General features: G+C 70.1%; 26 protein-coding genes. 7 read left to right on the top strand and 19 right to left on the bottom strand.

Annotated features, from left to right (window positions below):
• Positions 1–33: 33 nt before the first annotated feature.
• The 12 genes from AB3X10_RS07320 to AB3X10_RS07375 all read right to left on the bottom strand — a co-directional run bounded on the left by AB3X10_RS07320 (position 34) and on the right by AB3X10_RS07375 (position 11,885).
• Positions 34–840 (bottom strand): DUF4198 domain-containing protein, encoded by an 807-nt coding sequence (locus AB3X10_RS07320; RefSeq protein ID WP_369980330.1) that lies wholly within the window; start codon positions 838–840, stop codon positions 34–36.
• Between the two features lie 41 nt (positions 841–881).
• Positions 882–1,394, bottom strand: a complete 513-nt coding sequence (locus tag AB3X10_RS07325) for a DUF2271 domain-containing protein (RefSeq protein WP_369980331.1) — start codon at positions 1,392–1,394, stop codon at positions 882–884.
• A 50-nt stretch (positions 1,395–1,444) separates the two neighbouring features.
• A complete protein-coding gene (locus AB3X10_RS07330) occupies positions 1,445–2,086 on the bottom strand; it encodes a PepSY-associated TM helix domain-containing protein (protein WP_369980333.1) in 642 nt (213 codons plus the stop codon).
• Between the two features lie 147 nt (positions 2,087–2,233).
• Positions 2,234–2,926, bottom strand: a complete 693-nt coding sequence (locus tag AB3X10_RS07335) for a Fe2+-dependent dioxygenase (protein WP_369980334.1) — start codon at positions 2,924–2,926, stop codon at positions 2,234–2,236.
• A gap of 68 nt (positions 2,927–2,994) precedes the next feature.
• The gene (locus tag AB3X10_RS07340) at positions 2,995–5,307 is read right to left on the bottom strand and encodes a catecholate siderophore receptor Fiu (RefSeq protein ID WP_369980335.1); all 2,313 of its coding nucleotides are present in this window, start codon (positions 5,305–5,307) and stop codon (positions 2,995–2,997) included.
• 294 nt (positions 5,308–5,601) lie between these two features.
• On the bottom strand, positions 5,602–5,934 hold the full coding sequence (locus AB3X10_RS07345) for a non-heme iron oxygenase ferredoxin subunit (RefSeq protein WP_369980336.1): 333 nt from the start codon (positions 5,932–5,934) through the stop codon (positions 5,602–5,604).
• Positions 5,931–6,467, bottom strand: a complete 537-nt coding sequence (locus tag AB3X10_RS07350) for a GNAT family N-acetyltransferase (RefSeq protein ID WP_369980338.1) — start codon at positions 6,465–6,467, stop codon at positions 5,931–5,933. Before AB3X10_RS07350 ends, AB3X10_RS07345 begins: the two co-directional genes overlap by 4 nt.
• Before the next feature lie 107 nt (positions 6,468–6,574).
• Positions 6,575–7,828: a cysteine desulfurase gene (locus AB3X10_RS07355; RefSeq protein WP_369980340.1), complete on the bottom strand. Its 1,254-nt coding sequence runs from the start codon at positions 7,826–7,828 to the stop codon at positions 6,575–6,577.
• Positions 7,825–9,087 carry a Fe-S cluster assembly protein SufD gene (gene sufD, locus AB3X10_RS07360; protein WP_369980342.1) on the bottom strand — a complete coding sequence of 421 codons (1,263 nt, stop codon included), beginning with the start codon at positions 9,085–9,087 and terminating at the stop codon, positions 7,825–7,827. The genes AB3X10_RS07355 and sufD overlap by 4 nt, the downstream gene beginning before the upstream one ends.
• Positions 9,084–9,851: a Fe-S cluster assembly ATPase SufC gene (sufC, locus tag AB3X10_RS07365; protein WP_369980343.1), complete on the bottom strand. Its 768-nt coding sequence runs from the start codon at positions 9,849–9,851 to the stop codon at positions 9,084–9,086. The genes sufD and sufC overlap by 4 nt, the downstream gene beginning before the upstream one ends.
• 116 nt (positions 9,852–9,967) lie before the next feature.
• The gene (gene sufB, locus AB3X10_RS07370; protein WP_369980344.1) at positions 9,968–11,410 is read right to left on the bottom strand and encodes a Fe-S cluster assembly protein SufB; all 1,443 of its coding nucleotides are present in this window, start codon (positions 11,408–11,410) and stop codon (positions 9,968–9,970) included.
• 16 nt (positions 11,411–11,426) lie between these two features.
• Complete coding sequence (locus AB3X10_RS07375) at positions 11,427–11,885, bottom strand: SUF system Fe-S cluster assembly regulator (protein ID WP_145701834.1); 459 nt, start codon at positions 11,883–11,885, stop codon at positions 11,427–11,429.
• A 202-nt stretch (positions 11,886–12,087) separates the two neighbouring features.
• Between AB3X10_RS07375 and AB3X10_RS07380 the strand changes: the two genes are divergently transcribed.
• Together AB3X10_RS07380 and AB3X10_RS07385 are read left to right on the top strand one after the other, a co-directional pair.
• On the top strand, positions 12,088–12,555 hold the full coding sequence (locus AB3X10_RS07380) for an SET domain-containing protein (RefSeq protein WP_184410629.1): 468 nt from the start codon (positions 12,088–12,090) through the stop codon (positions 12,553–12,555).
• Between the two features lie 91 nt (positions 12,556–12,646).
• Positions 12,647–13,192 (top strand): type 1 glutamine amidotransferase domain-containing protein, encoded by a 546-nt coding sequence (locus AB3X10_RS07385; protein WP_369980347.1) that lies wholly within the window; start codon positions 12,647–12,649, stop codon positions 13,190–13,192.
• A 381-nt stretch (positions 13,193–13,573) separates the two neighbouring features.
• Here the strand turns inward: AB3X10_RS07385 and AB3X10_RS07390 are convergent, their stop codons facing one another.
• From AB3X10_RS07390 to fusA, 6 genes are all read right to left on the bottom strand, one after another.
• Positions 13,574–14,170, bottom strand: coding sequence for a DUF1439 domain-containing protein (locus AB3X10_RS07390; protein ID WP_369980348.1), 597 nt, complete (start codon positions 14,168–14,170; stop codon positions 13,574–13,576).
• A gap of 115 nt (positions 14,171–14,285) precedes the next feature.
• The gene (locus AB3X10_RS07395) at positions 14,286–14,585 is read right to left on the bottom strand and encodes a DUF3861 family protein (protein ID WP_369980349.1); all 300 of its coding nucleotides are present in this window, start codon (positions 14,583–14,585) and stop codon (positions 14,286–14,288) included.
• An 86-nt stretch (positions 14,586–14,671) separates the two neighbouring features.
• Positions 14,672–15,232: a M23 family metallopeptidase gene (locus tag AB3X10_RS07400; RefSeq protein WP_369980350.1), complete on the bottom strand. Its 561-nt coding sequence runs from the start codon at positions 15,230–15,232 to the stop codon at positions 14,672–14,674.
• 6 nt (positions 15,233–15,238) lie between these two features.
• Positions 15,239–15,937: a tellurite resistance TerB family protein gene (locus AB3X10_RS07405; RefSeq protein ID WP_369980352.1), complete on the bottom strand. Its 699-nt coding sequence runs from the start codon at positions 15,935–15,937 to the stop codon at positions 15,239–15,241.
• A gap of 151 nt (positions 15,938–16,088) precedes the next feature.
• Positions 16,089–16,487, bottom strand: coding sequence for an HU family DNA-binding protein (locus AB3X10_RS07410; RefSeq protein WP_369980354.1), 399 nt, complete (start codon positions 16,485–16,487; stop codon positions 16,089–16,091).
• A gap of 186 nt (positions 16,488–16,673) precedes the next feature.
• Positions 16,674–18,719: an elongation factor G gene (gene fusA / locus AB3X10_RS07415; protein WP_369981712.1), complete on the bottom strand. Its 2,046-nt coding sequence runs from the start codon at positions 18,717–18,719 to the stop codon at positions 16,674–16,676.
• 190 nt (positions 18,720–18,909) lie between these two features.
• On the opposite strand from fusA, the gene AB3X10_RS07420 reads away from it, so the two are divergent.
• Both AB3X10_RS07420 and AB3X10_RS07425 read left to right on the top strand, forming a co-directional pair.
• Positions 18,910–19,341 carry an OsmC family protein gene (locus AB3X10_RS07420; RefSeq protein ID WP_369980356.1) on the top strand — a complete coding sequence of 144 codons (432 nt, stop codon included), beginning with the start codon at positions 18,910–18,912 and terminating at the stop codon, positions 19,339–19,341.
• Between the two features lie 264 nt (positions 19,342–19,605).
• Positions 19,606–20,229 carry a glycine zipper 2TM domain-containing protein gene (locus AB3X10_RS07425; protein ID WP_369980358.1) on the top strand — a complete coding sequence of 208 codons (624 nt, stop codon included), beginning with the start codon at positions 19,606–19,608 and terminating at the stop codon, positions 20,227–20,229.
• A 127-nt stretch (positions 20,230–20,356) separates the two neighbouring features.
• Here AB3X10_RS07425 and AB3X10_RS07430 read toward each other — a convergent pair whose 3' ends face one another.
• Complete coding sequence (locus AB3X10_RS07430) at positions 20,357–21,235, bottom strand: PhzF family phenazine biosynthesis protein (RefSeq protein WP_369980360.1); 879 nt, start codon at positions 21,233–21,235, stop codon at positions 20,357–20,359.
• A 174-nt stretch (positions 21,236–21,409) separates the two neighbouring features.
• On the opposite strand from AB3X10_RS07430, the gene AB3X10_RS07435 reads away from it, so the two are divergent.
• The 3 genes from AB3X10_RS07435 to murD all read left to right on the top strand — a co-directional run bounded on the left by AB3X10_RS07435 (position 21,410) and on the right by murD (position 26,876).
• Positions 21,410–24,019 carry a bifunctional aspartate kinase/diaminopimelate decarboxylase gene (locus AB3X10_RS07435; protein WP_369980361.1) on the top strand — a complete coding sequence of 870 codons (2,610 nt, stop codon included), beginning with the start codon at positions 21,410–21,412 and terminating at the stop codon, positions 24,017–24,019.
• Between the two features lie 87 nt (positions 24,020–24,106).
• Positions 24,107–25,468, top strand: a complete 1,362-nt coding sequence (gene murL, locus AB3X10_RS07440; protein WP_369980363.1) for a UDP-N-acetyl-alpha-D-muramoyl-L-alanyl-L-glutamate epimerase — start codon at positions 24,107–24,109, stop codon at positions 25,466–25,468.
• The gene (gene murD / locus AB3X10_RS07445) at positions 25,449–26,876 is read left to right on the top strand and encodes a UDP-N-acetylmuramoyl-L-alanine--D-glutamate ligase (RefSeq protein WP_369980366.1); all 1,428 of its coding nucleotides are present in this window, start codon (positions 25,449–25,451) and stop codon (positions 26,874–26,876) included. The genes murL and murD overlap by 20 nt, the downstream gene beginning before the upstream one ends.
• Positions 26,877–26,886 lie beyond the last annotated feature (10 nt).

The raw sequence follows: 26,886 nt of genomic DNA on the forward strand, positions 1-26,886 counted from the left end.
ACCGCCATGCGCAGGGCAGGGGCGCTACCGCATTCACTGCGGCAGCACTTCCAGCGTCGCCACGTAGCTGAGCCGGCGCTGCTTGGCCTGCGGCAGCGAGGTCTTGGCGTCCTCGCTGGTGGTCTCCAGCCAGTACATGCCCGCTTCCGGCCAGGTCACGCTGAAGCTGCCCTGCGCGTCGGTGGTGAGCTTCAGTTCGTCCTGCGCGTTGCGGTAGCGGGTGCCGCCGCGCACGATCTCCACTTCCAGCCCCGGTGCCGGCTTGCCGTCGATCTGCAGCTTGAAGGTGGCCTTCTCGCCGGCGAACAGGTCGTTGGGATGGGTCACCGGCACCAGCTCCAGGCCCTTGCCGCTGGGCTTGAGCGCGGTCTGGTTGGGCGCGCCGTTGGTGACGAAGGTTTCCACCCGGCCCAGCGATTGCGACACCTGCAGATCCTTGGCGTCCTTCGGCACCTCGCTGGCGAAGCTGGCGGCGTTGCCGCGCCAGCGCTTGCGCTGGCCGTTCTCGTTCCAGTTGGCGAACAGGCCGTCGTTGACCAGGGCCAGGCGGTAGGTGCCGGTCTGCGCCAGTTCCACGTCGAACACGCTGCGGTACTTGCCGGTGGCCGGGTTCTGCGGCTGCACCGCGCTGCCGTCGGGCGCGGTGATGGCCAGGGTGTCCAGGCGCAGCGGCACGTGGTTGAAGTAGAACAGGTCGTTGGACACCGCCGCATCGACGGTGATCCACGGCCGCTCGCCGGCGATCACGGTCTGCGAGGGTTGCAGCCAGGCCTTGTGGGCGAGGGCGGAGAACGGCAGGACCGCGGCGACGGCCAGCGCCAGCACGAGGGAACGCTTCATGGGATTGCTCCTTGCGACGAAAGGGAACTGCGCGGGATCGCTCACGGCTTGGCGCTCAGGCGCACCGCGCCCAGTTCGCTGCCGCCCTGCGCGCTGCCGATCTCGCCGGCCTTGGCCGGCCAGGCGAACGGGATCTTCAGCAACTCGCGGCCGCCGACCTCGCGCGCGGCCTCGACCACCAGCGTGTACTGGCCCGGCGCCAGGCCCTTGAGCTGCTGCGCGTCGGTGAACGCCAGCGCGTGCTTGCCGGCCGGGCGGGTCGGGCCGCTGACCCCGTCCACCGGCATCTGCAGGGTGCGGCCGCTGCGTCGCCACCACTGGCGCAGGTCCGGCAGCCACTTGGTGCCGTGGCCTTCGGCGGTGTCCTTGGACTGGTACCAGACCGCCAGGTTGCGCGCGACCTGCTGGTCGGCGCCTTCCACCCAGATCGCGACGTAGGGACGGTGGTATTCGGCGACGTTGAGCTTGGGAATCTCCACGTCCAGTTCCAGCGTGGCCGCATACGCGGGCATCGTCAGCAGGCCGCTCAGGGCGATGGTCAGGGTGACGCGCATGCGAGGCTCCATGTGGTGAAAGAGGTGGGTCGGAAGGTCGGTGGATCGGGTCAGTGGATCAGCAGCAGCGCGATCAGCAGCGGGATCAGTAGGCCCAGGCCGACCAGCGGCCAGGTCATGCGCCGCTGCCGCGCATGCAGTTGCAGCAGGAACAGGCCGGTGATGCAGAACACCAGGCAGGCCACCGCGAACAGGTCGATGAACCAGCCCCAGGCCGGACCGGTGTTGCGGCCCTTGTGCAGGTCGTTGAAGTAGGAGATCCAGCCGCGGTCGGTGCGTTCGTACTCGACCGCGCCGCTGCCGCGGTCGATGCTCAGCCAGGCATCGCTGCCGGGGCCGGGCAGCGCCAGGTACACCTCGTCGGCCGACCATTCGGCCGCTCGCCGGCCCAGGCTCAGCGCCAGTTCGCGCTCCAGCCAGGCCGCCACCGGCCGCGGCAGCGGCGCATCGCCATCGGCATGGCCGCCGAGCCGCTGCAGCAGCGGCGCCGGCAACTGCGCAGTGCGGTTGAGCACCTGCGGCTTGGCCTCGATGCGCGCGGCGTGGTTGAGGGTGAGCCCGGTGCCGGCGAACACCAGCATGCCGATCAGGCACAGCGCCGAGCTGATCCAGTGCCACTGGTGCAGCGTGCGCAGCCAGAAACCGCGGCGCTGCTGCGCCGTGGCCAGATCGGGAGAGGAGGAGTCGGACAACGCGGCAGTCGAGTGGGTGGGGCGATGCATTCTACATAGATGAGAATTATTCGCAATTGCGGCGATGCGGCTGCCGCGTGCGTGGCCGGGCAATGCCGGGGGGCCACACCGTCAACGCAGCGCCGCCCCCGGCGTTGACCGCCCGGGTCAGGTCTCGGACCAGTCGCGCAGCAGGTTGTGGTAGACGTTGCTCAGCCGCAGCAGCGCCGCGGCGTCGGCCTTGGCCGCGGTCAGCGCCTGGATCGAGGTGTCCAGCTCGAACAGCAATTGCCGGCGGCTGGCGTCGCGCACCAGGCTCTGCACCCAGAAGAACGAGGCCAGGCGCGCGCCGCGGGTCACCGGCAGCACGCGGTGCAGGCTGCTGGACGGATATAGGATCAGGTCGCCGGCCGGCAGCTTCACCTCGTGCTCGCCGTAGGTGTCGCTGATGACCAGTTCGCCGCCGTCGTACTCCTCCGGCGCGGACAGGAACAAGGTGCAGGACAGGTCGGTGCGCAGGGTCAGCGCCGGCTGCGTGGCGCTGGCGGCGAGGGTCATCACCGAGCCGTCGACGTGGAAGCCGTACTCGCCGCCGCCTTCGTAGCGGTTGAAGCGCGGCGGGATCGTGCGCAGCGGCAGCGCCGCGGCGAAATACAGCGGGCTGCACGCCAGCGCATTGAGCACCGCCTGGCCGAGTTCGTGCTTGAGCGGCGAGGCATCGGGCAGTTGCCGGTTGCGCTTGACCTGCGCGCCCTGCGCGCCGACCGTCTCGCGGCCGTCGGTCCAGTCGGCGCCGGCTAGCGCCTGGCGGAAGCGCGCGACTTCGTCGGCGCTGAGGATGTCGGGGATGTGCAGCAGCATGGAGCGCTCCGGCAGCGGCCGCCTTCAGGTGGAAGGCGGCCGCCGCGCGTCGGTGGGCGAAGCCGCGGTCAGAACTTGATTTCGGCCGTCAGCATCGCCGAGCGCGGCGCGCCGGGCGTGTAGCGGAAGCCGCTCTTGTTGATGGCCGCGACGTAGTCCTTGTCGAACACGTTGTACACGTTCAGGCGCAGGTCGAAGTGGTCGTTGATCGGGTAGGTCACGACCGCGTCCCATACGGTATACGACTTCACCAGCGCCGGCGTGCCGACCGCGCCGTCGGTGCCGCGCTTCATTTCGCCGGAGTAGCGGGCGCCGCCGCCGACGGTCAGGCCGAACGGCAGGGTGTAGGTGGTCCACACGGTGAACGCGCTGTCCGGCGTGTAGGCCAGGTCCATGCTGCCATCCTGCGACACCTTGGCGCCTTCCTTCACCTGCGCGTCCAGCTTGGTGTAGCCGGTGGAGATCGACCAGTTGTCGCTGAGCTTGCCGACCGCCGACAGCTCCACGCCCTGCACCTGCTTCTCGCCGGTCTGGTAGTAGAGCCCGTCGCTGCCCTGCGCGATCTCGTTGCTGACGTCGGTGCGGAACAGCGCCATGGTCACGAACAGGTCCTCGCCCAGGAAGTTCCACTTGGTGCCGACTTCGGCGGTCTTGGCCTTCTGCGGGTCGAAGCGGGGATTGTTGGCGTTGTTGGCCGACGCGCTCAGTTCCAGCGCGCTGCCGCCCGGAGGCTGCTGCGAGATCGCGTAGTTGGCGTACAGGCTGACGTTCTCGGCCGCCTTGTAGACCGCGCCGAGCTTCCAGCTGAACAGCGTATCGGAGATGTCCGCGTCCACGCCGACCGCGGTGGTGCAGGGCACGGCGGTGGAGGTGGCGGTGGTGCAGGTCAGGCTGTCGAAGTCGGTCTTGTAGTGGTCGGCGCGCACGCCGGCGGTGACCAGGAAGCTGTCGCCGAACTTCAGCGTGTCGAAGGCGTAGGCCGAGAACGTGGTGGTGGTGCCCTTGCTGTGCGCGCCGTTGCGCGCGGTGACCAGCGGCGTGGTGTTCCAGTCCGGGTCGTACAGGTTGGCCGGGTTGGCGGCCAGCCAGGCGGCGCGGTCGACGATGTTGTGGCCCCAGCTGAGCAGTTCCTCGCGCGCGGCTTCCACGCCGGTGCTGAGGTTGTGCTGCACCGCGCCGGTGGCGAAGTCCACGCGCAGGTTCAGCTGGTCGGTGACGATCGTGTATTGCTGGTCCTTGAAGGTGGGCAGGCTGCGCGCCACCGTCCAGGTCGAGGTGTCGGCCGGGTTCGGCGTGCGCAGGTTGGCGGTGTTGGGCATGAACGCGAACAGCAGGTAGTCCTGTTCGTTGCGGCCCCAGCGCGCGGTGTTGGTCAGCTTGACCGTGTCGGAGAAGTCGTGCTCGAAGCGGAACGTCGCCATCTTCGCGGTCACGTCGTCGTGGTCGTAGCGGGTGCCGTAGAAGTTCTCGCTGTCCACGCGCGGGGCCGCGCTCAGCCACGGACGCGCCGGATCGGGCGAGGTGTAGCCGGGCAGGCCGATTGTCGCCACGCCGCCGTCGGGCACGTTGTCCTGCTTCACGTACAGCAGGTCGAGGTAGTAGCGGGTGTCGCTGCCGAGGCCGAAGACCAGCGAGGAGGCCAGGCCCCAGCGCTTGTTGTTGACGTGGTCGCGGCCGAGCGCGTCGCTGTCCTGGCCCATGACGTTGACCCGCAGCGCGCTGCTTGCGCCCAGCGTCTGGTTCCAGTCCGCGGTGAGGCGGCGCTGGTCGTCGCTGCCGCCGGACAGCGCGCCGCTGACCGCGTCGGTCAGGGTCGCCTGCTTGGTCACCAGGTTGATCGCGCCGGTCGGCGCGCTGCGGCCGTTGTCGGTGCCGGCCGGGCCCTTCTCGACCTCGATCTGCTCGATGTTGAACACGTCGCGCGAGATCGAGCCCAGGTCGCGCACGCCGTCGACGAAGATGCTGCTGGAGCTGTCGAAGCCGCGCATGTAGATCGCATCGCCGGTGGTGGTGTTGCCGTTCTCGCCGACGTAGAAGGTGCCCACGCCCGGGCTGTTGCGCAGCGCCTCGGTGAGCGTGGTGGCGCCCTGCTCGGTGAACAGGTCCTTGCTGATCACGTTGATCGTCTGCGGGGTGTCGATCAGCGGCTGGGTGAACTTGGGCGAGGCCGGCGCCTCCACCAGGTAGCGCTTGGCGCGCTGCGCTTCCACGTCGACCTTGCCCAGGGTGGTGGGCTGGTCGACGGCGGTGGCATCGGCATCGGCGGCGAGCGCGGGGGAGGACAGCAGGCTCAGGCCGCTGAGCAGCGCGGCGGCGGTGAGGGTCTGCGCGGACACCTGGCGGGAAACGGCGTGCTTGCGGCTCTTGATCGGGGAGGTCATGGACGATTCGGCTATGCAGGATGGAAAGGGCAGTCCGCAGCGCACCGGGCCATGCCCGGGAAGGGCAGACCGCGTGCGATGGTCGGAGGGTGGCCAGATGACTGGCTGCCGCTGGCCGCTTAACGCGGTCATCACGCCTATTTCCGCGCAAATGCGAATTATTTGCAATATCTTTCGTTACATTGCGTTACACGACGGCACGCGGCAGTGCTTGCCAGGGGGCGCCGACAGAGACCATCTTTCGCTATATATTTTTGAAAAATAAAGGATTTATTTGCAACGAAGGCGGCGCGCTCAATCGCGGTCGTCGCGGGTCCAGAGTCCGCCGTGTTCGGACTTCACCGGGAATTTGGCGACCGGACTGTAGGCCGGCGCGCACAATGGGCGGCCGTCGCGGATGTCGAAGCGGGCGCCGTGCAGCACGCATTCGATGCTGCCTTCGGCGGCATCGAAGGTGCCGGGGGACAGTTCGTAGTCCTCGTGGCTGCAGCGGTCTTCCAGCGCGTAGAAGGTGCCGTCGAGATTGAACACCACGATCGGCGTGGCGGTGACCTCGTCCCACACCGTGGCGGTTTCGCCCGGCAGCAGCGCGCCGTCGGCGCAGACGAAGGTCCAGGTCTCGCTCATGCGGCGCCGCCCAGCGGCTTCTCCAGCAGTTCGAAGCGCAGGTCGCCGCGCTTGGGCGTGCCGAAGCGCGCGTCGCCGTAGGGGAAGGGCTTCTTGATCCCGGTGCGGCGGTAGCCGCGGCGCTCGTAGAACGCGATCAGCTCGTCGCGCACGTCGATCACCGTCATCTGCATCACCGGCAACCGCCATTCCTGCCAGGCGATGCGCTCGGCCTCGGCCAGCACGGTCTTGCCCAGGCCGCCGCCCTGCGCCTGCGGCTGCACCGAGAACATGCCGAAGTAGCCGGCGCCATCGTCGTCGGCGATGTGCGCGCAGGCGATCAGCGCGCCGTCGCGCTCGGCCAGCAGCACCAGGCTGCGCGGGCGCAGGATGTCGGCGCGCAATACCTCGCGATCGATGCGGTTGCCGTCGAGCAGGTCGGCCTCGGTGGTCCAGCCGACGCGGCTGCTGTCGCCGCGATAGGCCGAGGTGACCAGGGCGGCGATGGCGTCGAGATCGTCGACGGTGGCGGTGCGGAAGGTGATGGTGTGCATGGGCCGATTTTAAGCCTGGCGGCCGGGATTCGGGAGTGGGGAGTGGGGATTCGCCAAGGCGGTGCTTTTGCCAATCCCCACTCCCGAATGCCCAATCCCCGCTCGCATCAGCCCAACAGCTTGCGCACCTTCAGCAACGCCGCCACGAAGCGCTCGATCTCGGCGTGGGTGTTGTAGAACGCCAGCGAGGCGCGGCAGGTGGCGGCGACGCCGTAGAACTGCAGCAGCGGATGCGCGCAGTGCTGCCCGGAGCGGATCGCCACGCCTTCCAGGTCCAGCAGCGTGGCCAGGTCGTGGGCGTGCGCGCCTTCGACCAGGAACGACACCACCGCGGCCTTGCCCGGCGCGGTGCCGAAGATGCGCAGCCCGTCGATCCGCTGCAGTTCCTCGGTGAAGTGCGCCAGCAGCTCGGCCTCGCGCGCTTCCACGTGCTCCAGGCCCAGGGCGGTCAGGTAGTCCACCGCCGCGCCCAGGCCGACGAAGCCGGCGATGTTCGGGGTGCCGGCCTCGAACTTGTGCGGCGGATCGTTGAACACGGTGCCGTCGAAGCTGACTTCCTTGATCATCTCGCCGCCGCCGATGAACGGCGGCATCGCCTGCAGGTGCTCGCGCCGCGCCCACAGCGCCCCGGTGCCGGTGGGGCCGCACATCTTGTGCCCGGTGATGGCGTAGAAGTCGCAGCCGATCGCGGCCACGTCCAGGGCGCGGTGCGGCGCCGCCTGCGAGCCGTCGATGACGCTGACGATGCCGCGCTTGCGCGCCTCACGGCAGATCTCGCGCACCGGATTGACCGTGCCCAGCACGTTGGAGACGTGGGTCAGCGCCAGCAGCTTCACGTCCGGCGTCATCGCCTTGCGCAGCGCGTCCAGGTCCAGTGCGCCGTCGGCGGTGATCTCGGCGACCTTGATGGTGGCGCCGGTGCGCTGCGCGACCAGCTGCCACGGCACGATGTTGGCGTGGTGCTCCATCCGCGACACCAGGATGCTGTCGCCGGCCTTGAGCCGCGGCAGCGCCCACGAATAGGCCACCAGGTTGATCGCGAAGGTGGTGCCGCTGCACAGCACCAGTTCGTCGGCGCGCACGTTGAGGAAGCGCGCCAGCTTGCCGCGCGCGCCCTCGTAGGCGTCGGTGGCCTCGGTGCCGAGCGCGTGCACCGCGCGGCTGACGTTGGCGTTGTAGCGCCGGTAGAACTCGTCCAGCGCCGCGATCACCTGCAGCGGCTTCTGCCCGGTGTTGGCGTTGTCGAAATAGATCAGCGGCTTGCCGTGCACCTGCCGCATCAGCAGCGGGAAGTCGCTGCGCACCTTGTCCCAGTCCGGGGCCTGGTCCGGCGCCGTCTTGTGCGGGGCCACGCTGCTCATGCCACGCCCGCGGCGGCCAGCGCCTGGTCCAGGCGCGCGACCAGGAACTCGGCCAGCGGTGCATCCAGCACGCGCAGCGGTTCGCGGCAGAACGCGGCGGTCAGCAACTGTTGCGCGCGCTCGCGCGGCAGCCCGCGCGAACGCAGGTAGAACAGCGCATTGGCGTCGAGCTGGCCGACCGTGGCGCCGTGCGCGGCCTTGACTTCGTCGGCGTCGATCACCAGCACCGGCTGGGTGTCGATCTCGGCATCGGCGGACAGCAGCAGGTTCTTGTTCGACAGGTTGGCATCGCTGCCGTCGGCGCCCTGGCGGATGTGGATGCCGCCATGGAACACCACCCGGCTGCGCGCCGCGGCCACGCCGCGCCACAGCAGTTCGCAGGCGGTGTCGCGGGCGATGTGCTCGATGCCCAGGCGGGTGTCGATCTGGCGGCGGCCGTTGCCGAGCAGCACGCCGTTGGCGACCAGCCGCGCGTTGTCGCCTTCCAGGCGCACGTTGAGCTCGTGCCGCGACAGCGCGCCGCCCAGTTCCAGGTCGATGCGCCGGTACTGCGCGTCGCGTGCCAGCACCGCATCGGTGCGCAGCAGCGCGGTGACGCCGGACGCGTCCGCCTGCACCCGCGCGTGCGCCAGCTGCGCGCCGGCGGCCAGGTGCACGTGCGCCAGGGTGTTGCTCAGGTGCGCGGCGTCGCCCAGGTGCAGGTGATGCTCGACCAGCGACAGCGACGCGTCCTGGCGCAGTTCGACCAGATGCCGGTGGTGCCAGGCATGGTCGCCGGCGCCGGCGGTGGAGACGAACACCAGGTGCAGCGGCACCGCGACCTGCACGCCGGCATCCACGCGCAGCACGCTGCCTTCGTCGGCCAGCGCGGCATTGAGCTGGGCGAACACCTCGTCGCTGCGCTCGAAGCGGCGGCCGAGGAAGCGCATCGCGTCGTCGCCGCTGCGCAGGATCGTGGACAGGCGCTGCAGTTCGACGCCGGCCGGCAGGCCGGCCAGGTCGGACAGCGCCTCGCTGGCGCGGCCGTTGACGAACGCCAGCCGCGGCGCGGGAATGCCGTCGACGATGGCCGCATCCACGGCCGGCGCCGCGGCCGGTGCGGGACTGAAGCTGCGCCGCTCCAGCGCGCGCAGCGAGGTGTACTTCCACGCCTCGCTGCGCGGGCCGGGCAGGCCGTCGCGCAGCGCCTGCTCCAGCGGTGCGCGGCGCGCGCCGTCGCCGTGGAAGGCGGCGGCCAGGGAGTCGAGCAGGGCGCTCATCGGACCGCCGCCTCCGGCGCCACACGGTCCTTCAACCATGCGTAGCCGTGCGCTTCCAGTTCCAGCGCCAGTTCCGGGCCGCCGCTCTGCACGATGCGGCCGTCGGCCAGCACGTGCACCACGTCCGGCTTGATGTAGTCGAGCAGGCGCTGGTAGTGGGTGATGACCAGGAACGCGCGCTCGGGCGAGCGCAGCGCGTTGACGCCTTCGGCGACGGTCTTCAGCGCGTCGATGTCCAGGCCGCTGTCGGTCTCGTCGAGGATCGCCAGCTTCGGCTCCAGCACCGCCAGCTGGAAGATCTCGTTGCGCTTCTTCTCGCCGCCGGAGAAGCCCTCGTTGACGCCGCGGTGCAGCAGTTCGTCCTTCAGGTGCAGCACGGCGAGCTTCTGCCGCACCAGCTTCAGGAACTGCATCGAATCCAGTTCGTCCTGCCCGCGCGCCTTGCGCTGCGCGTTGAGCGCGGCGCGCAGGAAGTAGGTGTTGTTGACCCCGGGGATCTCCACCGGGTACTGGAAGGCCAGGAACAGGCCGGCGGCGGCGCGCTCCTCCGGTTCCAGTTCGAGCAGGTCGCGCTCCTCGAAGCGCACGCTGCCCTGGGTCACCTCGTAGCCGTCGCGGCCGGCGAGGATGTTGCCCAGGGTGGACTTGCCGGCGCCGTTGGGGCCCATGATGGCGTGCACCTGGCCGGGCTGCACCTGCAGCGACAGACCCTTGAGGATGTGCTTGCCGGCGACGGAAGCGTGGAGGTTTTCGATGTTGAGCATGGGAATTGGAAATCGAGAATGGGGAATAGGGGAAAAGCAGGGGGGCCGCAGTGCGGGAGAATCGGGAAGAGAACCGATTCCCGATTCTCCATTCCCGATTCCCTGCCCGGTGGGCGTCAGCCCACCGAGCCTTCCAGCGACACTTCCAGCAGCTTCTTGGCTTCCACCGCGAACTCCATCGGCAGTTCGCGGAACACCTGCTTGCAGAAGCCGTCGACGATCATCGACACCGCGTTCTCCTGGTCGATGCCGCGGGCGCGACAGTAGAACAGCTGGTCGTCGCTGATCTTGGAGGTGGTGGCCTCGTGCTCGACCGTGGCGGTGGGGTGCTTGACCTCGATGTACGGGAAGGTGTGCGCGCCGCACTGCTTGCCGATCAGCAGCGAATCGCACTGGGTGTAGTTGCGCGCGCCCTCGGCGCTGCGCTCCACCTTGACCAGGCCGCGGTAGGTGTTCTGGCCGCGCCCGGCGCTGATGCCCTTGCTGACGATCTTGCTCTTGGTGCGCTTGCCGATGTGGATCATCTTGGTGCCGGTATCGGCCTGCTGGCGGTGGTGGGTCAGCGCCACCGAGTGGAACTCGCCGACCGAGTCGTCGCCGATCAGCACGCACGAGGGGTACTTCCAGGTGATCGCCGAGCCGGTCTCGACCTGGGTCCAGGTGATCTTGCTGCGCGCGCCGCGGCACTCGCCGCGCTTGGTCACGAAGTTGTAGATGCCGCCGACGCCGTTCTCGTCGCCCGGGTACCAGTTCTGCACGGTCGAATACTTGATCTCCGCGTCTTCCAGCGCGACCAGCTCGACCACCGCCGCATGCAGCTGGTTCTCGTCGCGCATCGGCGCGGTGCAGCCTTCCAGGTAGGACACGTAGGCCTTGTCCTCGCACACGATCAAGGTGCGCTCGAACTGGCCGGTATGGCCGGCGTTGATGCGGAAATAGGTGCTCAGCTCCATCGGGCAGCGCACGCCCTTGGGGATGAACACGAAGCTGCCGTCGGAGAACACCGCCGAGTTGAGCGCGGCGAAGTAGTTGTCGCCGACCGGCACCACGCTGCCCAGGTACTGCTTGACGATCTCCGGATGCTCCTTGATCGCCTCGGACATCGAGCAGAAGATCACGCCCTTCTCGGCCAGTTCCTTGCGGAAGGTGGTGCCGACCGAGACCGAGTCGAACACCGCGTCCACCGCCACGCCGGCCAGCTTGGCGCGCTCGTGCAGCGGCACGCCGAGCTTGTCGTAGGTGTCCAGCAGTTCCTTCGGCACGTCGTCCAGCGAGGCGTACTTGGGGCCCTTCGGCGCGGAGTAGTAGCTCAGCGCCTGGAAATCGATCGGCGCGATCTGCAGCTTGGCCCAGTGCGGCATCGGCATCTTCAGCCAGTGCCGGTAGGCGGCCAGGCGCCATTCGGTCATCCACTCCGGCTCGTCCTTCTTCACGGACAGGGCGCGCACGACGTCTTCGTTCAAGCCGGGCAGGAACGAATCGGATTCGATGTCGGTAATGAAGCCGGCGTCGTAGCGACGTCCCAGCCGTTCCAGGATTTCAGCGTTTTCGGTGGCCATGGGGGCTGCCTACAGGTCAGGTGGTCGCGAAACGCACGGCGATCGGGCGCCGTTTGGTTTCGCCGGAAGAGGGAAGCGGGTGCAGCATCTGCGCCAGGGTCACGCCGCGCAGCGCATCGGCGACCACGTCGTTGATCAGCCGCCAGTTGGAACGCACGCCGCATTTCTGGGCGATGCTGCACTGGCTTTCGTGGTGGCTGCATTCGGTGATCGCCAGCGGGCCTTCCATCGCCTCGACGATCTGGATCAGGCTGATCGCGTCGGCCGGGCGCGCCAGCCGGTAGCCGCCGTGCACGCCGCGCAGGCCTTCGACCAGCCCGGCCTGGGCCAGCGGCTTGAGCAGCTTGCTGACCGTGGGCGGCTCCAGCCCGGACTGCTCGGCCAGTTCGGTCGCGCTCAGCACCTCGCCGGGACGCGCGGCAAGCACGGTCAGCACGACGGTGGCGTAATCGGTCAGCTTGGTGACGCGGAGCATGGGGACAACAGCCGGATTTCAATGCGGACCGAAATTGTACGCTTTTACGCCGCCGGCGTCCAAGCCGCGTGTTCATGTTTTTCCCTATCGCGGCGATCGGCGCCGCCAGCGGCCCCGGCGCCGCGGCCTGGCGCGATCCGCGGGGCTTGGGATCGCCGCCGATGTGCGCCAGAATCACCGCTTTCCCGTTCCGGACCGCCGCATGCCCCGCAAGATCGCCGCCCGCAAGTCCCGTATCCATGGCAACGGCGTGTTCGCCGTGCTGCCGCTCAAGAAAGGCGAGCGGGTCATCGAGTACAAGGGCCGCCGCCGCACCCATGCCGAAGTGGACCGCGACGAGGCCGGCGACGTCGAGACCGGGCACACCTTCCTGTTCACGCTCAGCGACGACTACGTCATCGACGCCAACTACGAAGGCAACGACGCGCGCTGGATCAACCACAGCTGCGCGCCGAACTGCGAGGCGGTGATCATCGAGGCCGAGGGCGACGACCGGCGCCAGGACAAGGTGGTGATCGAGGCGCTGCGCGCGATCAAGCCGGGCGAGGAGCTGACCTACAACTACGGCATCACCCTGGGCGAACGGCATACGCCGCGGCTGAAGAAGATCTGGGAATGCCGCTGCGGGTCGAAGAACTGCACCGGCACCATGCTGCAGCCCAAGCGCTGAGCGGGCCTATGCACGTCGCCTAGACGCCCGGTTCACGAGGCGGCAACCGCGGCGCTCCTACGGTGAGGCTCCCCCTGTAGAGGAGTTTCCCATGAGCGCAGCACCTTCCCTGGCCGGCAAGCACGTCGCGGTCCTGGCCACCGACGGCTTCGAGCAGTCCGAACTGCAGGAACCCAAGCGCCTGCTGGAATCGTGGGGCGCGCAGGTCGATGTGATCGCGCCCGGCGACGGCGCCAGCATCCGCGGCTGGAGCAAGAAGGACTGGGGCGACAGCGTGCCGGTCGACAAGCGCCTGGCGCAGGCCGATGCCGGCGACTACGACGCGCTGGTGCTGCCCGGCGGGGTGATCAATCCGGACAACCTGCGCACCGAGGCTTCCGCGATCCGCTTCATCCAGTCCTTTGCCAGCGCCGGCAAGCCGGTCGCGGCGATCTGCCACGGCCCCTGGCTGCTGGCCGAGAGCGGCCTGGTCCGCGACAGGCAGGTGACGTCGTGGCCGTCGGTGAAGACCGACCTGAGCAATGCCGGCGGACGCTGGCAGGACGCGGAAGTGGTGGTGGACGGCAATCTCATCACCAGTCGCAAGCCGGACGACATCCCGGCCTTCGCCGCGGCGGTGGCCAAGGCGCTGGGCTGAGCCGGCGCCAGCGTCCGCAACGATAGACGGCGGCCTGCGGGCCGCCGCTTTTATGTAGGAGGGGCTTCAGCCCCCGACCGGGAATGAACAGTCGGGTCGCTCGAGCCGAGAATCGATCGAGTCGAGCAACGTGTCGCGGCTGAAGCCGTTCCTACGGTGCACCCAGTCGGCTGGCCGCATTCCCTGTAGGAGCGGCTTCAGCCGCGACGGACGGCATCCGAAGCCAGACGCCGTCCGCTACCGATTCGGTTCCGGCAGCGCTCCCTGTCGATCGTCGCGGCGAAGACGCCTTGCGACTCGCACCGAGGCCGATGCTCAAGCTCCTTCTCCGCACCGGTCCGCGGGGCGCAGCGTCACCGCATCACCTGCAGCGGCGCAGCCTCACTGCCCCGACAGCGCGCCGGCCGGCACCAGCTGGCCGATGTCCTGATTGAAATGCACCACAAGCTTGCCGTTCTCCACCGCCGCCGATTCGATCTGCACGTTGCCCATCACCGCGGCCAGCGCCGGATCCAGCTTGTAGATCGGTTCCTTGCGCGCGTAGTCGCCCAGCCAGGCATTGAGCAGCTCGCGGGTGTTGGCGTCGAGCTTGCCGCCGTTGGCGGCCGGGCGGAAGTCGTCGATGGTCGGCGATTGCAGGTGGAAGCCCTGGGTCTGCTGTTCGTAGCGCAAGCCGCTGGTCAGCAGCACCGTGCCCAGCGGCGTCGGTGCGCCACCGCCGGTGGCCATGCTCAGGTCGAACTGCATCTTCAGGCGGTCGCCCGGCGGCAGCGACAGCTTGGGATCGCGGATGGTCATCTTGACCAGGCCGCCGAGCGCCTTGTGCGTCTGCGGGAAGCTGCCGTCCAGGTAGTGCTGCACGTCGGCGGCGCCGACGCTGACCTGCCTGCCCTGGATCGTCGGCTCGGCCTGCAGTTGGGATGCGGCAGCGAGAAGCAGCAGCGCGGCGGCGCGCAAGGTCGGCAGGCGGAGCTTCATGAGGAGTGATGCCTTGGCGGAGTCAGGGGGTCAACATAACCGCAGCGGGTGAATGCGCGATTAGCGGAAAAGGGCGGTGGTGGCGATCCGCCCACGCATGCGGGGGCCGATCGGCTCACGCGGCTGGCGGCGCCAGCCGCGCCAGGATCGCATCCAGCGACGGACGCAGCGGCGCCAGCAGCGCCTGCGCCTCGCTGTCGCTGCGCTCGCTGAGCCCGCGCAGCAGCTGCGTGCCGATGGTCAGCGCGGCGCGTTCGTCGCCACGCAGGCCGGGATGGCGCTGCGCGGCTTCGAGCAGGCGCATCCAGTCCTGCCGGCAGCGGGCCTCGAATTCGATGGTGCAGCGGCCTTGGCATTGCAGCCCGTCGGCCTCGATCGGCGTGACGGTGATGCGGTAGCGTTGGGTGGCGGTCATGGGCGTGCGCACGGCAAGTGGGTGATCCCAAGATAGGCTCCGTGCGCCGCGACCACGATAGGGGTGGCCGCGACGCTCTGTTCCGTTCAGCGCGCCGCGCGCAGCAGCGGCAGCGGATCGTAGGCGCCGCCTTCGGCGTAGACCCCGTAGTGCAGGTGCGGCGGCGTGCCGCGGGCATTGCCGCTGTCGCCGACTTCGCCCAGCGGGTCGCCGGCCTCGACCAGGTCGCCGACCTGCAGGCCGGGCGCCCAGTCCTGCAGATGCGCGTAGTAATGGCGTTGCCGGGCCGGACCCATGACCCAGACCTGGCGGCCGCCGAGGCCGCGGTCGGCGACCGCGACGACGATGCCGCGGGTCGCCGACAGCACCGGCGTGCCGCGTTTGGCGAAGATGTCCACGCCGGCGTGCTGGCGATCGCGCCCGCGCGGCGCGCCGAAGGTGGCGGCGACGCGGCGCGGGTCCACGCCCTGCACCGGCATGCGCAACGCGGTCGGCGGCGGTTGCCGCGCCAGTTCCCAGCCGACCCGCGCACGCAGCGCCCACGGCTGCTGCCAGGCCCACGCCAGCGCCAGGCCGGTGCTGGCCAGCAGCGCCACGCGCAGCATCCAACGGCGCAGCCGCCGCGCGGGCGAGGCTGGCGCGGTCATCTGCGGCTAGTTGCCGTGTGCCGCGGCCTGCTGCTGCAGGTGCTGCTTCAATGCGTCGTCGATGCCGAGCTGGCGCGCCAGTTCGTCCAGGTAGCTGCGTTCCATGAAGCTCTGCTCGTCGGCGGCGAGCAGGCTGGCCAGGTACATCTCCGAGGCGATTTCCGGCGTGGTCGCGGCCTTCGCCACTTCGGCCGGGTCCAGCGGCTTCTCCAGTTCCGCGTGCAGCCAGCGTTGCACGTCGGCGTCGCCGTCGAGGCGGGTGAATTCGCCTTCGATCAGCTCGCGTTCGCGGGCGTCGATATGGCCGTCGGCCTTGGCCGCGGCGACCAGCGCGCGCAGGATGGCCTGGCTGTGCTGTTCCACTTCCAGCGGCGGCAAGCGATCCAGGGTCTGCGGTTCCTCCGGCGCGGCGGCACCGAGCTGCTGGCGCTTGTAGTCGCCGTAGGCGCGGTAGGCCATGACCCCGAGCGCGGCCAGGCCGCCGTAGGTCGCCAGCTTGCGCGTGGTGCGGTTCTTGCCCAGCAGCAGGCCGAGCGCGCCGCCGCTCAGGGCGCCCTTGCCGAAGTCGGCGTTGAGCATGCCGCCGAGGCCGCCGCTCTTGGCGGAGGATCCCGCGGAGGCGGGCGTGCCGGTCTTGGCCATGGCCTGTCCGGCGGCGCCCTGCGCCGATTGCAGCAGTTGGTCGAGAAAGCCCTGTAGCTTCATGCACGCATTCCTGTCGAGTGGAGGCACAGGTATAGCGGGCCTCGCCTTAGCGGCCTGTCAATCCGGCCGCAGGCGGCGGCGAGCGCGCAAAAAAAACGAGACGGCGTGGGCCGTCTCGTCGGGTGTGCTTGCCTGGATCAGGCGTCGCTGCTCAGAGCGCGGCGTCCTTGAGCTTCTTCAGCGGGCGCACCTTCAGCTTGGTGGTGGCCGGCTTGGCGGCGAACCACTGCTCTTCCTTGGTGAACGGGTTGATGCCCTTGCGCTTCGGCTTGGCCGGCACGCTGACGGCGGTGATCTTGAGCAGGCCCGGCAGGGTGAACGAACCGGCGCCCTTCTTGCTGACCGAGCCGGCCACGGCGTGCTCGAGCGAGGCGAGGACCGAACGCACGTCCTTGGCGACGACGCCGCTGGCTTCGACGATGTGGGCGACGAGCGCCGACTTGCTCAGTGCTTCCTTGATCGGCTTGGGAGCGGCCGGCTTGGCGGCGGTCTTGGTGGCTACTTTCTTCGCTGCCTTTTTCGGGGCAGCCTTTTTCGCGGTCTTTGCCATGATGTCCTGATTCCGTAAACGATAGGTGGTTGGGTCGCGCCGACCCCGTCGGCATGGCGAAATGTAGGGCATGTGCTACGCCGCGCCAATAGGTAAATCGCAAAAAGACGCGGAAAAAGCCTCCTGCATCGGTTTTTTCGAGGCGCCGGGGCGGCTCGCGGCGGGAAAGCGTCGGGCGCGGCCGGCTCATTCCTCCTCGGCGCGGCCCTGCCACGCCGCGACCAGGCGCTGCTGCAGCGCCGCCGGTGCGGCGTCGTAGTGGCTGAAATCCAGCGCGTAACGCCCCTGTCCGGCGGTCAGCGATTTCAGTTCCGCCGCATAGCCGTCCAGCTCCGACAGCGGGACCTGCGCGCGGATCACCACGTCGCTGCCGACCCGGTCGGTGCCGTGGATGCGCGCGCGCTTGGCGGCGAGCGCGCCGGTGACGTCGCCGGCCTGCGCCTCGGGAACGCTGATGTCCAGCGCGGCGATGGGTTCCAGCAGCTGCGGCGACGCCTTGCCGATCGCGTCCAGGAAGGCCTTGCGGCCGGCGCTGACGAAGGCCGCTTCCTTGCTGTCGACCGCATGGTGGCGGCCATCCACCACCGTGACCTGCAGGTCCTGCAGCGGGAAACCGGCCAGCGCGCCGCTGGCCAGCACCTGGCGCACGCCTTTTTCCACCGCCGGCAGGAACTGCCCGGGAATGGCGCCGCCCTTGACCGCGTCGACGAAGGCGAAGCCGGCACCGCGCGGCAGCGGCGCGACCTGCAGGAACACCTCGCCGAACTGCCCGGCGCCGCCGCTCTGCTTCTTGTGCCGATGGTGGCCGTCGGCGCTGGCGGCGATGGTCTCGCGGTAGGCGATGCGCGGCGGGTGGGTGACGACCTCCACCCCGTGGCGCTCGCGCAGGCGTTCCAGCATCACCCGCAGGTGCAGCTCGGACAGTCCGTGGATCAGCGTCTCGTTCAGCTCCTGCGCGTGTTCGACGCGGAATGCCGGATCCTCCTGCGCGAGCTTGTCCAGCGCCAGCGCGAGCTTCTGTTCCTGGCCGCGGCTGGCCGGGGCGATCGCCAGGGCGAACATGGCGCGCGGAAAATCGATCGGCGCCAGGTGCAGGCCGTCGGGCGCGGGGTGGTCGTGCAGCACCGCGTCGAAATGCACCGCCTCGACCTTGCCGATGGCGCCGATGTCGCCGGCCGGCAACTGCTCCACCGGCAGATGCTCCTTGCCGTGCAGGCGGTACAGGTGGCTGGCCTTGACCGGCTTGCGCGCGTCGTCGACCAGCAGCGGCATCTCGCGCCGCAGCGTGCCCTGGTAGACGCGCAGCACGCCGAGCTTGCCGACGAAAGGATCGTTGACGATCTTGAAGACATCCGCGACCAGCGCCGCGTCCGGGTCGGGCGCGAGCGCAATCGGTTGCGGCGTGTCGGTGCCGGCGGCCACGAACGCTGGCGGATTGCCTTCGATGGGGCTGGGCAGCAGCCGCGCGGCGACCTCCAGCAGCGCGTCCACGCCGACCCCGCTGCGCGCGGACACGAACAGCACCGGGATCAGGTGGCCCTCGCGCAGGCACTGCTCGAACGCCGCATGCAGTTCCTCGGCGCGCACGCCGGCCTCGCCGCGCTCCAGATAGCGCTCCATCGTGCTGGCGTCGATCTCCACCACCTGGTCGATGATGCGCTGGTGCCAGTCGGCGACCGGGCCCAGGTCGCTGTCCTCGTCGTGCCCGGCGAAACAGTCGACCACGCGCGCGGCGCCGCCGGCCGGCAGGTTCACCGGCAGCACTTCGCTGCCGATCTCGCGGCGCAGCTGGTCCAGCAGCGCTGCGCAGTCCACCCCGTCCTGGTCGATCTTGTTGACCACGATCGCCCGGCACAGCCGGCGCTCGCCGGCGCGCTGCAGCAGGCGCCGGGTGCCGTGCTCGATCCCGCGCGCGGCGTCGACCACGATCAGCGCGGTCTCCACCACCGCCAGCGCCGACAGCGCGGCGCCGCGGAATTCCGGATAGCCGGGGGTGTCGATCAGGTTCAGGTGCAGACCGTCGCGGTCGATCGCGGCGATCGCGCTGTCGATCGAATGGCCACGGCTGCGTTCCAGCGGGTCGTGGTCGGACACGGTGTTGCCGCGTTCGATGCTGCCGGGCGCCTGCAGCGCGCCGCCGGCATGCAGCAACGCTTCGAACAGCGTGGTCTTGCCGCTGCCGGGGTGGCCGGCCAGGGCCAGGTTGCGGATGTCCTGGGTGCGGTAGCGCATGAGGCCGTTCTCCATGACGCCGGATCGAAGGCCGTCACGGAGGTCCCATGGAGCTGCCGCTGGAGCGGCCGGGGCGCATGGCGGAGCGCCACTGTAGCGCGCACGGCGGCAACGGCGCGCGCTGCGCCGCACAAGTCCGTAACGGATCCTGGTCTATGGTGCCCGCCTCATCCACCGACAGGAGCACAGCATGGGCATTTCGCGTCACGCCACCGCACATTGGGAAGGCGATCTCAAGACCGGCAAGGGCCAGCTGAGCACGCCGCAGAGCGGGCTGCTGGAGAACACCCGCTATGCCTTCAGCAGCCGCTTCGGCGACGAGAAGGGCACCAACCCGGAAGAGCTGATCGCCGCCGCGCATGCCGGCTGCTTCACCATGGCGTTGTCGGCCAAGCTCAGCGAGGCGGGTTTCCCGCCGACCGCGCTGGACACGCGCGCCGAGGTCGACCTGTCGATGGAAGGCGGTCCGCAGCTGTCGCAGATCCGGCTCAAGGTCAAGGCCGTGGTCCCGAACATCGAGGCCGCGCAGTTCCGCGCGCTGGCGGACGACGCCAAGCAGAATTGCCCGGTGTCCAAGGCGCTGAGCGCGGTGCCGATCAGCCTGGAAGCGGAACTGGGCTGAGCGCGCCGCCTGGCGCGTGTCGCCAGGCTCGCGGCGCAACACCGCATCGAGCCGCGCCTGCACCAGTGGCAGGCGCGGCTTTTTTTGCGCAGTGCGTTGGGAGCGGTTTCAGCTGCGTCGCCTGCCGGGCCAGATGTTCGCCCGCCTCCGGCAACAGCTGTCGCCGCGCTAAACAGTCTCCGCCGAGCGGTCCCAATTCAGTCTTGTTTCACCGGCGCGGACCGAGCATGCGGTTGCGCGATCCACGCGCCTGGAACCTTCGACATGAACAAGCTCTCGACCCGTCTTCTGACCGCCGCGCTCGCCGTGGGCGTGGTCGGTTCCGCCGCTGCGCAGGACTACGGCCGCTACGACGACTATCGCGACCGCGGCTACCCGAGCAGCGGCAGCTACGAGTACGCGCGCGTGGTCCGCGCCGATCCGATCCTGGTGCACGTGCGCGGCCCGCGCGAGACCACCGAGCGCTGCTACGAACATCCGGCCTCCGGCGGATATGTGGAGAACGGCTACGGCGGCGGCTACTACAACGGCAGCGACGGCTACCGCGGCACCGATGGCGGACGCAGCGCGGCCACGGTGGTCGGCGGCATCGCCGGTGCGCTGCTGGGCAGCCGCGTCGGCGGCGGCAGCGGGCGCTTCGTCGGCACCGCGGTCGGCACCATGGTCGGCGGCCTGGCAGGGCGCTCGATCTACGACAGCAATGCGCGGACCACGGTGCAGACCGGCTCGGTCAGCGTCTGCGAACCGGTCGCCTACCGCAACGACAGCTACGACCGGGTGGACGGCTATGACGTGACCTACGAGTACGGCGGCCGCTATTACCACACCCGCAGCGCGCAGCCTCCGGGCGACCGCATCCGCGTCCGAGTGGACGTGCTGCCCGACTGATCGGCACTGGGCGCCTCGGGTGAGGCGTCCGCGACAACCGGCCGCGGTCGCCTTGACGGCCGCGGCCGGTCAATGACCACCAAGGGCGCCTGTCGCTGCCGAGACGGACCGGCGCTCGGTCCGCAGCTCAGCGCCAGTCGATGGATCCGTCGATCACCGTCTGCACCTGGCCGCCGGACCAGACCTCGCCGGCGCTGTCCACGCTCAGGGTCAGCAAGGCGTCGTGGCCGACCTCGCGGCCCTGGCTGACCACGTAGCGGCCGTCGCGGCCGGGCAGGGCGGCGCGATGGTCCAGCCACGCCGCGAGCACCGCGTTGGCCGCGCCCGAGGCCGCGTCCTCGAAGCGGCGGCCGTTGCCGACGAATGCGCGCACCGCCAGGTCGTAGGCCTGGCCGCTGGCCCGCGCATAGGCGAACACGCCCATGCTGGCGGTGCTTTCGGCCAGCGCGGCGATCGCCTCCCAGTCCGGCGCCAGGCCGCGCAGCGTGGCCTCGTCGGCGATTTCGACCAGCCACCAGCAGCGGCCGCCGTCCATGCGCACCGGCGGCTGCGCGCCCAGCGTCCAGCCGGCCAGCGCGGCGGCCAGGCGCGGATCGGCGGCGTCGGCGATTTCCGCCACCTGCGCGCGCGGGGTGCGGATCGCGATGCTGCGCACGCCGGCATCCACGTCCACCCGCAGCGGCAGCAGCCCGGCGATGCCTTCCTGCACCAGCAGGCCGTCCCTGGGCGCGGCGACGCCGGCGTGCAGCACCGCGTGCGCGGTGCCGACGCTGGGGTGGCCGGCGAAAGGCACCTCCTTCTGCGGACTGAATATGCGGATGCCGTAGCTGGCGCCGGGCTGGGTGGCCGGGACCACGAAGGTGGTTTCCGGCAGCCGCGTCCAGCGCGCGATCGCCTGCATGGCGGCGGCGTCCAGCCCCTGCGCGTCCAGCACCACGGCCAGCGGGTTGCCGGCGCCGGGGCGCGGGGAGAACACATCCAGTTGCAGGAAACGGCGCAGGGTCATGGCAGGGCACTCGCAAGTGGGGGCGCGCAGCTTAGCAACCGCGGCGCGCACGCACGACGCGCCGGCGCACGCGGGCTTTCCCGGCAAGCGCCAGGGACGCCGCGCTTGGCATAGAATCGCAGGTTCCGCCCGGCGTTCCGGGCCTCTTTCCCTCCACCAGACCCCACACACGAAATGTCCTCTTCCCCCCACGTCGATCGTTGGATCGTCCTCAAGTTCGGCGGCACCTCGGTGTCGCGTCGTCATCGCTGGGACACGATCGGGAAGCTGGCGAAAAAACGCGCCGACGAGACCGGCGCGCGGGTGCTGGTGGTGGTGTCGGCGCTGTCGGGGGTGACCAACGAGCTGACCGCGATCGCCGACGGCAGCGCCGACAGCGCGCAGCGCGTGGCCGCGCTGGAGCAGCGCCATCGCGACTTCCTGGGCGAACTGGAACTGGACGCGGACAGCGTGCTCGGCGAGCGCCTGGCGGCGCTGCGCGGATTGCTCGAAGACCCGCGCGCGGCCAGCCGCACGCTGGACTGGCAGGCCGAGGTGCTGGGCCAGGGCGAATTGCTGTCCTCGACGCTGGGCGCGGCCTACCTGCGCGCCAGCGGCCTGGATTTCGGCTGGATGGACGCGCGCCAGTGGCTGGACGCGCTGCCGCCGCAGCCGAACCAGAGCGAATGGTCCAAGCGCCTGTCGGTGTCGTGCCAGTGGCAATCCGACGGCGCCTGGCGCGAGCGCTTCGTCGCCCAGCCGGCGCGGATGCTGATCACCCAGGGCTTCATCTCGCGGCACCAGGACGGCGGCACCGCGATCCTCGGCCGCGGCGGCTCGGACACCTCGGCCGCGTACTTCGGCGCGCTGCTCGGCGCCAGCCGGGTGGAGATCTGGACCGACGTGCCGGGCATGTTCAGCGCCAACCCGCGCGAAGTGCCGGACGCGCGCCTGCTGACCCGGCTGGACTATTACGAGGCGCAGGAAATCGCCACCACCGGCGCCAAGGTGCTGCACCCGCGCTCGATCAAGCCGTGCCGCGACGGCGGCGTGCCGATGGCGATCCTGGACACCGAGCGCCCCGAGCTGCCCGGCACCAGCATCGACGGCAATGCGCGCACCGTACCCGGGGTCAAGGCGATCAGCCGCCGCAACGGCATCGTGCTGGTGTCGATGGAAGGCATCGGCATGTGGCAGCAGGTCGGCTTCCTGGCCGACGTGTTCGCGCGCTTCGCCAAGCACGGCCTGTCGGTGGACCTGATCGGTTCGGCCGAGACCAACGTCACCGTGTCGCTGGACCCGAGCGAGAACCTGGTCAACACCGACGTGCTGGCGGCGCTGTCGGCCGACCTGGCGGAGATCTGCCGGGTCAAGATCATCGTGCCGTGCGCGGCGATCACCCTGGTCGGGCGCGGCATGCGCTCGCTGCTGCACAAGCTCTCGGACGTGTGGGCCACGTTCGGCAAGGAGCGCGTGCACATGATCTCGCAGTCGTCCAACGACCTGAACCTGACCTTCGTCATCGACGAGGCCGACGCCGATGGCCTGTTGCCGATCCTGCACGCCGAGCTGATCGACAGCGGCGCGATGCCGGTAGAGGAGACCGAGGTGTTCGGCCCGCGCTGGCGCGAGATCACCGGCAGCGTGCGCGCGCGGTCGACGCCGTGGTGGCATGCGCAGCGCGAGCACCTGCTGCGCCTGGCCGACGCCGGCACGCCGCGCTACGTCTACCACCTGCCGACGCTGCGCGCGCGCGCCCGCGCGCTCAAGGCGATCGCGCCGATCGACCAGCGCTACTACGCGATCAAGGCCAATTCGCACCCGGCGATCCTGGAGGCGCTGGTCGCCGAGGATTTCGGCCTGGAATGCGTGTCGCACGGCGAACTGCAGCGGGTGTTCAACACCTTGCCGGAGCTGTCGCCGCGGCGCGTGCTGTTCACCCCCAGCTTCGCGCCGAAGGCCGAATACGAAGCCGCGTTCGCGCTGGGCGTGACCGTCACCGTGGACAACGTCGAGCTGCTGCAGCGCTGGCCGGAGCTGTTCCGCGGCCGCAGCCTGTGGCTGCGCATCGACCTGGGCCATGGCGACGGCCACCACGAGAAGGTCAACACCGGCGGCAAGGCCTCCAAGTTCGGCCTGTCGGCGACGCGGGTGGACGAATTCGTCGAGGCCGCGCGCGCGCTGGACATCCGCATCGTCGGCCTGCACGCGCACCTGGGCAGCGGCGTGGAGACCGCGCAGCACTGGCGGCGGATGTGCGACGAACTGGCCGGCTTCGCGCGCCGCATCGGCAGCGTGGAGGTCATCGACATCGGCGGCGGCCTGCCGATCCCGTACAGCGCCGACGACGAGCCGTTCGACCTGGACGCGTGGGCGCAGGGCCTGGCCGAGGTCAAGTCGGTGCATCCGGCGTTCCGCCTGGCGATCGAGCCGGGCCGCTACCTGGTCGCCGAATGCGGCGTGCTGCTGACCCGCGCCACCCAGGTGGTCGAGAAGGACGGCATCCGCCGCGTCGGCCTGGACGCGGGCATGAACGCGTTGATCCGCCCGGCGCTGTACGACGCCTGGCACGACGTGGCCAACCTGAGCCGGCTGGACCGCGACGCCGATGCGGTGTTCGACGTGGTCGGGCCGATCTGCGAGTCCAGCGACGTGTTCGGCAAGCGCCGCCGCCTGCCGGCCGCCACCGCGGCGGACGACGTGATGCTGATCGACGACGCCGGCGCCTACGGCTACGCGATGGCCAGCACCTACAACCAGCGCGAGCTGCCGCGGGAGGACGTGATCGATGCGCCTGCCGCCTGAGACCCGCCTTCTCGCGCCGCCGCGCGCACCGCGACCGGCCCGCCGCGCTTCGGCGCGAATGCCGGTGCGCCCGCTTCCGGATATGCCATGACCGCTTTCGACAAACAGCAGATCACCACGTTCCGCTTCGTGCGTTGCGAATTCGACGCCGACAGCGGCGTCGCGCGCCTGGTCTATGCCTTCGACCAGGGCCCGGAGCTGGTGGAGACGATCACCGTGCCCGGCGCGCCGTTCGTGCTCGACGCGGCGCGCGCGCAGGCGGTGCAGCACGCGCTGCGCCTGCTGCACCTGATCGCCGGGGTCAGCTACTACAAGGCCGCGGTGCCGCCGCGGATCGCCATCGACGGCTACGCGATCGACGCCGACACCGCCGCGCTGCTGGACAGCGTGTACCTGCACGGGCTGGGCGAGTTCGCCTACCGCAACGGCCTGGACCTGCGCGAGCGGATCCGCTTTCCGGCGACGGCGACGGCGACGGACGGGCAGGGCGCCGCGGCGCTGGGCCTGCGCCCGCACGCCCTGGTCGCGATCGGCGGCGGCAAGGATTCGCTGGTCAGCATCGAGGCCTTGCGCGCGGCCGGGGTGGAACAGACCGTGGCCTGGATCGGCGGTTCGCAGCTGATCCGCGCCTGCGCCGAGCGCACCGCGCTGCCGACCTTGAACATCGGCCGCGCGCTGGCGCCGGAGCTGTTCGAACTGAACCGGCAGGGCGCGTGGAACGGGCATATCCCGGTGACCGCGGTGAACTCGGCGATCCTGGTGTTCGCCGCGCTGCTGCACGACGCCGGCCAGGTGGTGTTCTCCAACGAGCATTCGGCCAGCTACGGCAGCCAGATCGCCGGCACCGGCGAGGTCAACCACCAGTGGTCCAAGGGCTGGGCGTTCGAACAGGCATTCGGCGCGCACGTGCAGCGCTACGTGGCCGCGGACCTGCACTACTACTCGCTGCTGCGTCCGCTGTCGGAACTGGCGGTGGCGCGCCAGTTCGCCAGGAACGACCACTACGACGCGCATTTCTCCAGCTGCAACCGCAACTTCCACATCCTCGGCGAGCGCCCGGCGCACCGCTGGTGCGGGGTGTGCCCGAAGTGCCATTTCGTGTTCCTGGCGCTGGCCCCGTTCATGCCGAAGACGCGGCTGGTGCGGATCTTCGGCCGCAATCTGCTCGACGATGCGGCGCAGGCGCCGGGCTTCGATGCGCTGCTGGAATTCCAGGACCACAAGCCGTTCGAATGCGTCGGCGAGGGCCGCGAATCGCGCGCGGCGATGGCCACGCTGGCGGCGCGCGCGGAATGGAAGGAAGACGCGCTGGTGGCGCGCTTCATCCGCGAGATCCAGCCGCAGCTGGAGGCCGGCGACCTGCGCGTGGAGCCGCTGCTGGCGCTGGACGCGCAGCACCGCATTCCGGCCGAGCTGTGGGAACGCGTGCGTGCGAATTTCGCAGCTTGAGGGGTTGCGGGTCGCGCTGTGGGGCTGGGGCCGCGAGGGCCGGGCGGCGTATCGCGCTTTGCGCGATCGGGAGTCGGGATTCGGGATTGGGGATTCGCTGCAGCCGCTGACCGTGTTCTGCTCGGCCGATGAAGTGCCGGCACTCGTCGCGCTCGGCGATCCAGCGCTACGTGTGGAAACCGAGGCCAGTGCCGAGCGGCTGGCCGCGTTCGATGTGGTGATCAAGTCGCCCGGGATCAGCCCGTATCGGCCCGAGGCGCAAGCCGCCGCGGCGCAAGGCACGCGCTTTCTCGGCGGCACCGCGCTGTGGTTCGCCGAGCGCGCGGGCGCCGACGGCGTGGTGCCGGGCAGCGTCTGCATCACCGGCACCAAGGGCAAGAGCACCAGCACTGCGCTGCTGGCGCACCTGCTGCGCGCCGGCGGCCACCGCACCGGCCTGGTCGGCAACATCGGCCTGCCGCTGCTGGAAGTGCTGGCGCCGCCGCAGCCGCCGGACTACTGGGCGATCGAACTGTCCAGCTACCAGACCGGCGAGGTGGCGCGCAGCGGCGCGCGGCCGCAGCTGGCGCTGGTGCTGAACCTGTTCCCGGAACATCTGGACTGGCATGGCAGCCAGGCGCGCTACGTCGCCGACAAGCTGTCCCTGGTGACCCAGGCGCGGCCGCGCATCGCGCTGCTCAACGCCGCCGATCCGCAGCTGGCGGCCTTGTCGCTGCCCGACAGCGAGGTGCGCTGGTTCAATCGCGAAGACGGCTGGCATATGCGCGGCGATGTCGTGCATCGCGGTGAGGTGGCGGTGTTCGACAGTGCGCGGGTGCCGCTGCCGGGCCGGCACAATCGCGGCAACCTGTGCGCGGTGCTGGCGGCGATCGAGGCGCTGGGCCTGGACGCGGCGGCGCTGGCGCCGGCCGCGGCGCAGTTCCGGCCGCTGCCGAACCGGCTGCAGACGCTGGGCGAGCGCGACGGCGTGGCCTACGTCAACGATTCGATCAGCACCACGCCGCATGCCACGCTGGCGGCGCTGGAGTGCTTCCGCGGGCGCCGCATCGCGCTGCTGGTCGGCGGCCACGACCGCGGCCTGGACTGGCAGGCGTTCGCCGCGGCGATGCGCCACGGCGCGCCGCTGGAGATCGTCACCATGGGCGGCAACGGTCCGCGCATCCACGCGCTGCTGGCGCCGCTGGCCGCGGCCGGCGGCTTCGGCCTGCATGCCGCCGCGGACCTGCCGGAAGCGGTGGCGCTGGCGCGCGCGGCGCTGGGCGCCGAAGGCGGCGTGGTGCTGCTGTCGCCGGGCGCGCCCAGTTTCGGCGCTTACCGCGACTACGTGGCGCGCGGCCGCCATTTCGCCGAGCTGGCCGGCTTCGACCCGGAGGCGATCACGGCGATTGCCGGCATCGGGATCGAGTGAACCGCCCGAT

Origin of the sequence: Xanthomonas sp. DAR 80977 (assembly GCF_041240605.1) — a bacterium.
Classification (GTDB): Bacteria; Pseudomonadota; Gammaproteobacteria; order Xanthomonadales; family Xanthomonadaceae; genus Xanthomonas_A; species Xanthomonas_A bundabergensis.

Excerpts from the sequence above, each read along its gene's own strand:
- AB3X10_RS07340 (WP_369980335.1), bottom strand. The coding sequence starts at position 5,307 with ATGACCTCCCCGATCAAGAGCCGCAAGCACGCCGTTTCCCGCCAGGTG.
- AB3X10_RS07430 (WP_369980360.1), bottom strand. The coding sequence starts at position 21,235 with ATGACCCTGCGCCGTTTCCTGCAACTGGATGTGTTCTCCCCGCGCCCC.
- AB3X10_RS07380 (WP_184410629.1), top strand. The coding sequence starts at position 12,088 with ATGCCCCGCAAGATCGCCGCCCGCAAGTCCCGTATCCATGGCAACGGC.
- sufB (WP_369980344.1), bottom strand. The coding sequence starts at position 11,410 with ATGGCCACCGAAAACGCTGAAATCCTGGAACGGCTGGGACGTCGCTAC.
- AB3X10_RS07345 (WP_369980336.1), bottom strand. The coding sequence starts at position 5,934 with ATGAGCGAGACCTGGACCTTCGTCTGCGCCGACGGCGCGCTGCTGCCG.
- AB3X10_RS07405 (WP_369980352.1), bottom strand. The coding sequence starts at position 15,937 with ATGAAGCTACAGGGCTTTCTCGACCAACTGCTGCAATCGGCGCAGGGC.
- AB3X10_RS07390 (WP_369980348.1), bottom strand. The coding sequence starts at position 14,170 with ATGAAGCTCCGCCTGCCGACCTTGCGCGCCGCCGCGCTGCTGCTTCTC.
- AB3X10_RS07420 (WP_369980356.1), top strand. The coding sequence starts at position 18,910 with ATGGGCATTTCGCGTCACGCCACCGCACATTGGGAAGGCGATCTCAAG.
- sufD (WP_369980342.1), bottom strand. The coding sequence starts at position 9,087 with ATGAGCGCCCTGCTCGACTCCCTGGCCGCCGCCTTCCACGGCGACGGC.
- AB3X10_RS07350 (WP_369980338.1), bottom strand. The coding sequence starts at position 6,467 with ATGCACACCATCACCTTCCGCACCGCCACCGTCGACGATCTCGACGCC.
- AB3X10_RS07400 (WP_369980350.1), bottom strand. The coding sequence starts at position 15,232 with ATGACCGCGCCAGCCTCGCCCGCGCGGCGGCTGCGCCGTTGGATGCTG.
- AB3X10_RS07425 (WP_369980358.1), top strand. The coding sequence starts at position 19,606 with ATGAACAAGCTCTCGACCCGTCTTCTGACCGCCGCGCTCGCCGTGGGC.
- AB3X10_RS07320 (WP_369980330.1), bottom strand. The coding sequence starts at position 840 with ATGAAGCGTTCCCTCGTGCTGGCGCTGGCCGTCGCCGCGGTCCTGCCG.
- AB3X10_RS07385 (WP_369980347.1), top strand. The coding sequence starts at position 12,647 with ATGAGCGCAGCACCTTCCCTGGCCGGCAAGCACGTCGCGGTCCTGGCC.
- murL (WP_369980363.1), top strand. The coding sequence starts at position 24,107 with ATGACCGCTTTCGACAAACAGCAGATCACCACGTTCCGCTTCGTGCGT.
- fusA (WP_369981712.1), bottom strand. The coding sequence starts at position 18,719 with ATGCGCTACCGCACCCAGGACATCCGCAACCTGGCCCTGGCCGGCCAC.
- AB3X10_RS07410 (WP_369980354.1), bottom strand. The coding sequence starts at position 16,487 with ATGGCAAAGACCGCGAAAAAGGCTGCCCCGAAAAAGGCAGCGAAGAAA.
- AB3X10_RS07395 (WP_369980349.1), bottom strand. The coding sequence starts at position 14,585 with ATGACCGCCACCCAACGCTACCGCATCACCGTCACGCCGATCGAGGCC.
- sufC (WP_369980343.1), bottom strand. The coding sequence starts at position 9,851 with ATGCTCAACATCGAAAACCTCCACGCTTCCGTCGCCGGCAAGCACATC.
- AB3X10_RS07375 (WP_145701834.1), bottom strand. The coding sequence starts at position 11,885 with ATGCTCCGCGTCACCAAGCTGACCGATTACGCCACCGTCGTGCTGACC.
- AB3X10_RS07325 (WP_369980331.1), bottom strand. The coding sequence starts at position 1,394 with ATGCGCGTCACCCTGACCATCGCCCTGAGCGGCCTGCTGACGATGCCC.
- AB3X10_RS07355 (WP_369980340.1), bottom strand. The coding sequence starts at position 7,828 with ATGAGCAGCGTGGCCCCGCACAAGACGGCGCCGGACCAGGCCCCGGAC.
- AB3X10_RS07435 (WP_369980361.1), top strand. The coding sequence starts at position 21,410 with ATGTCCTCTTCCCCCCACGTCGATCGTTGGATCGTCCTCAAGTTCGGC.
- AB3X10_RS07335 (WP_369980334.1), bottom strand. The coding sequence starts at position 2,926 with ATGCTGCTGCACATCCCCGACATCCTCAGCGCCGACGAAGTCGCGCGC.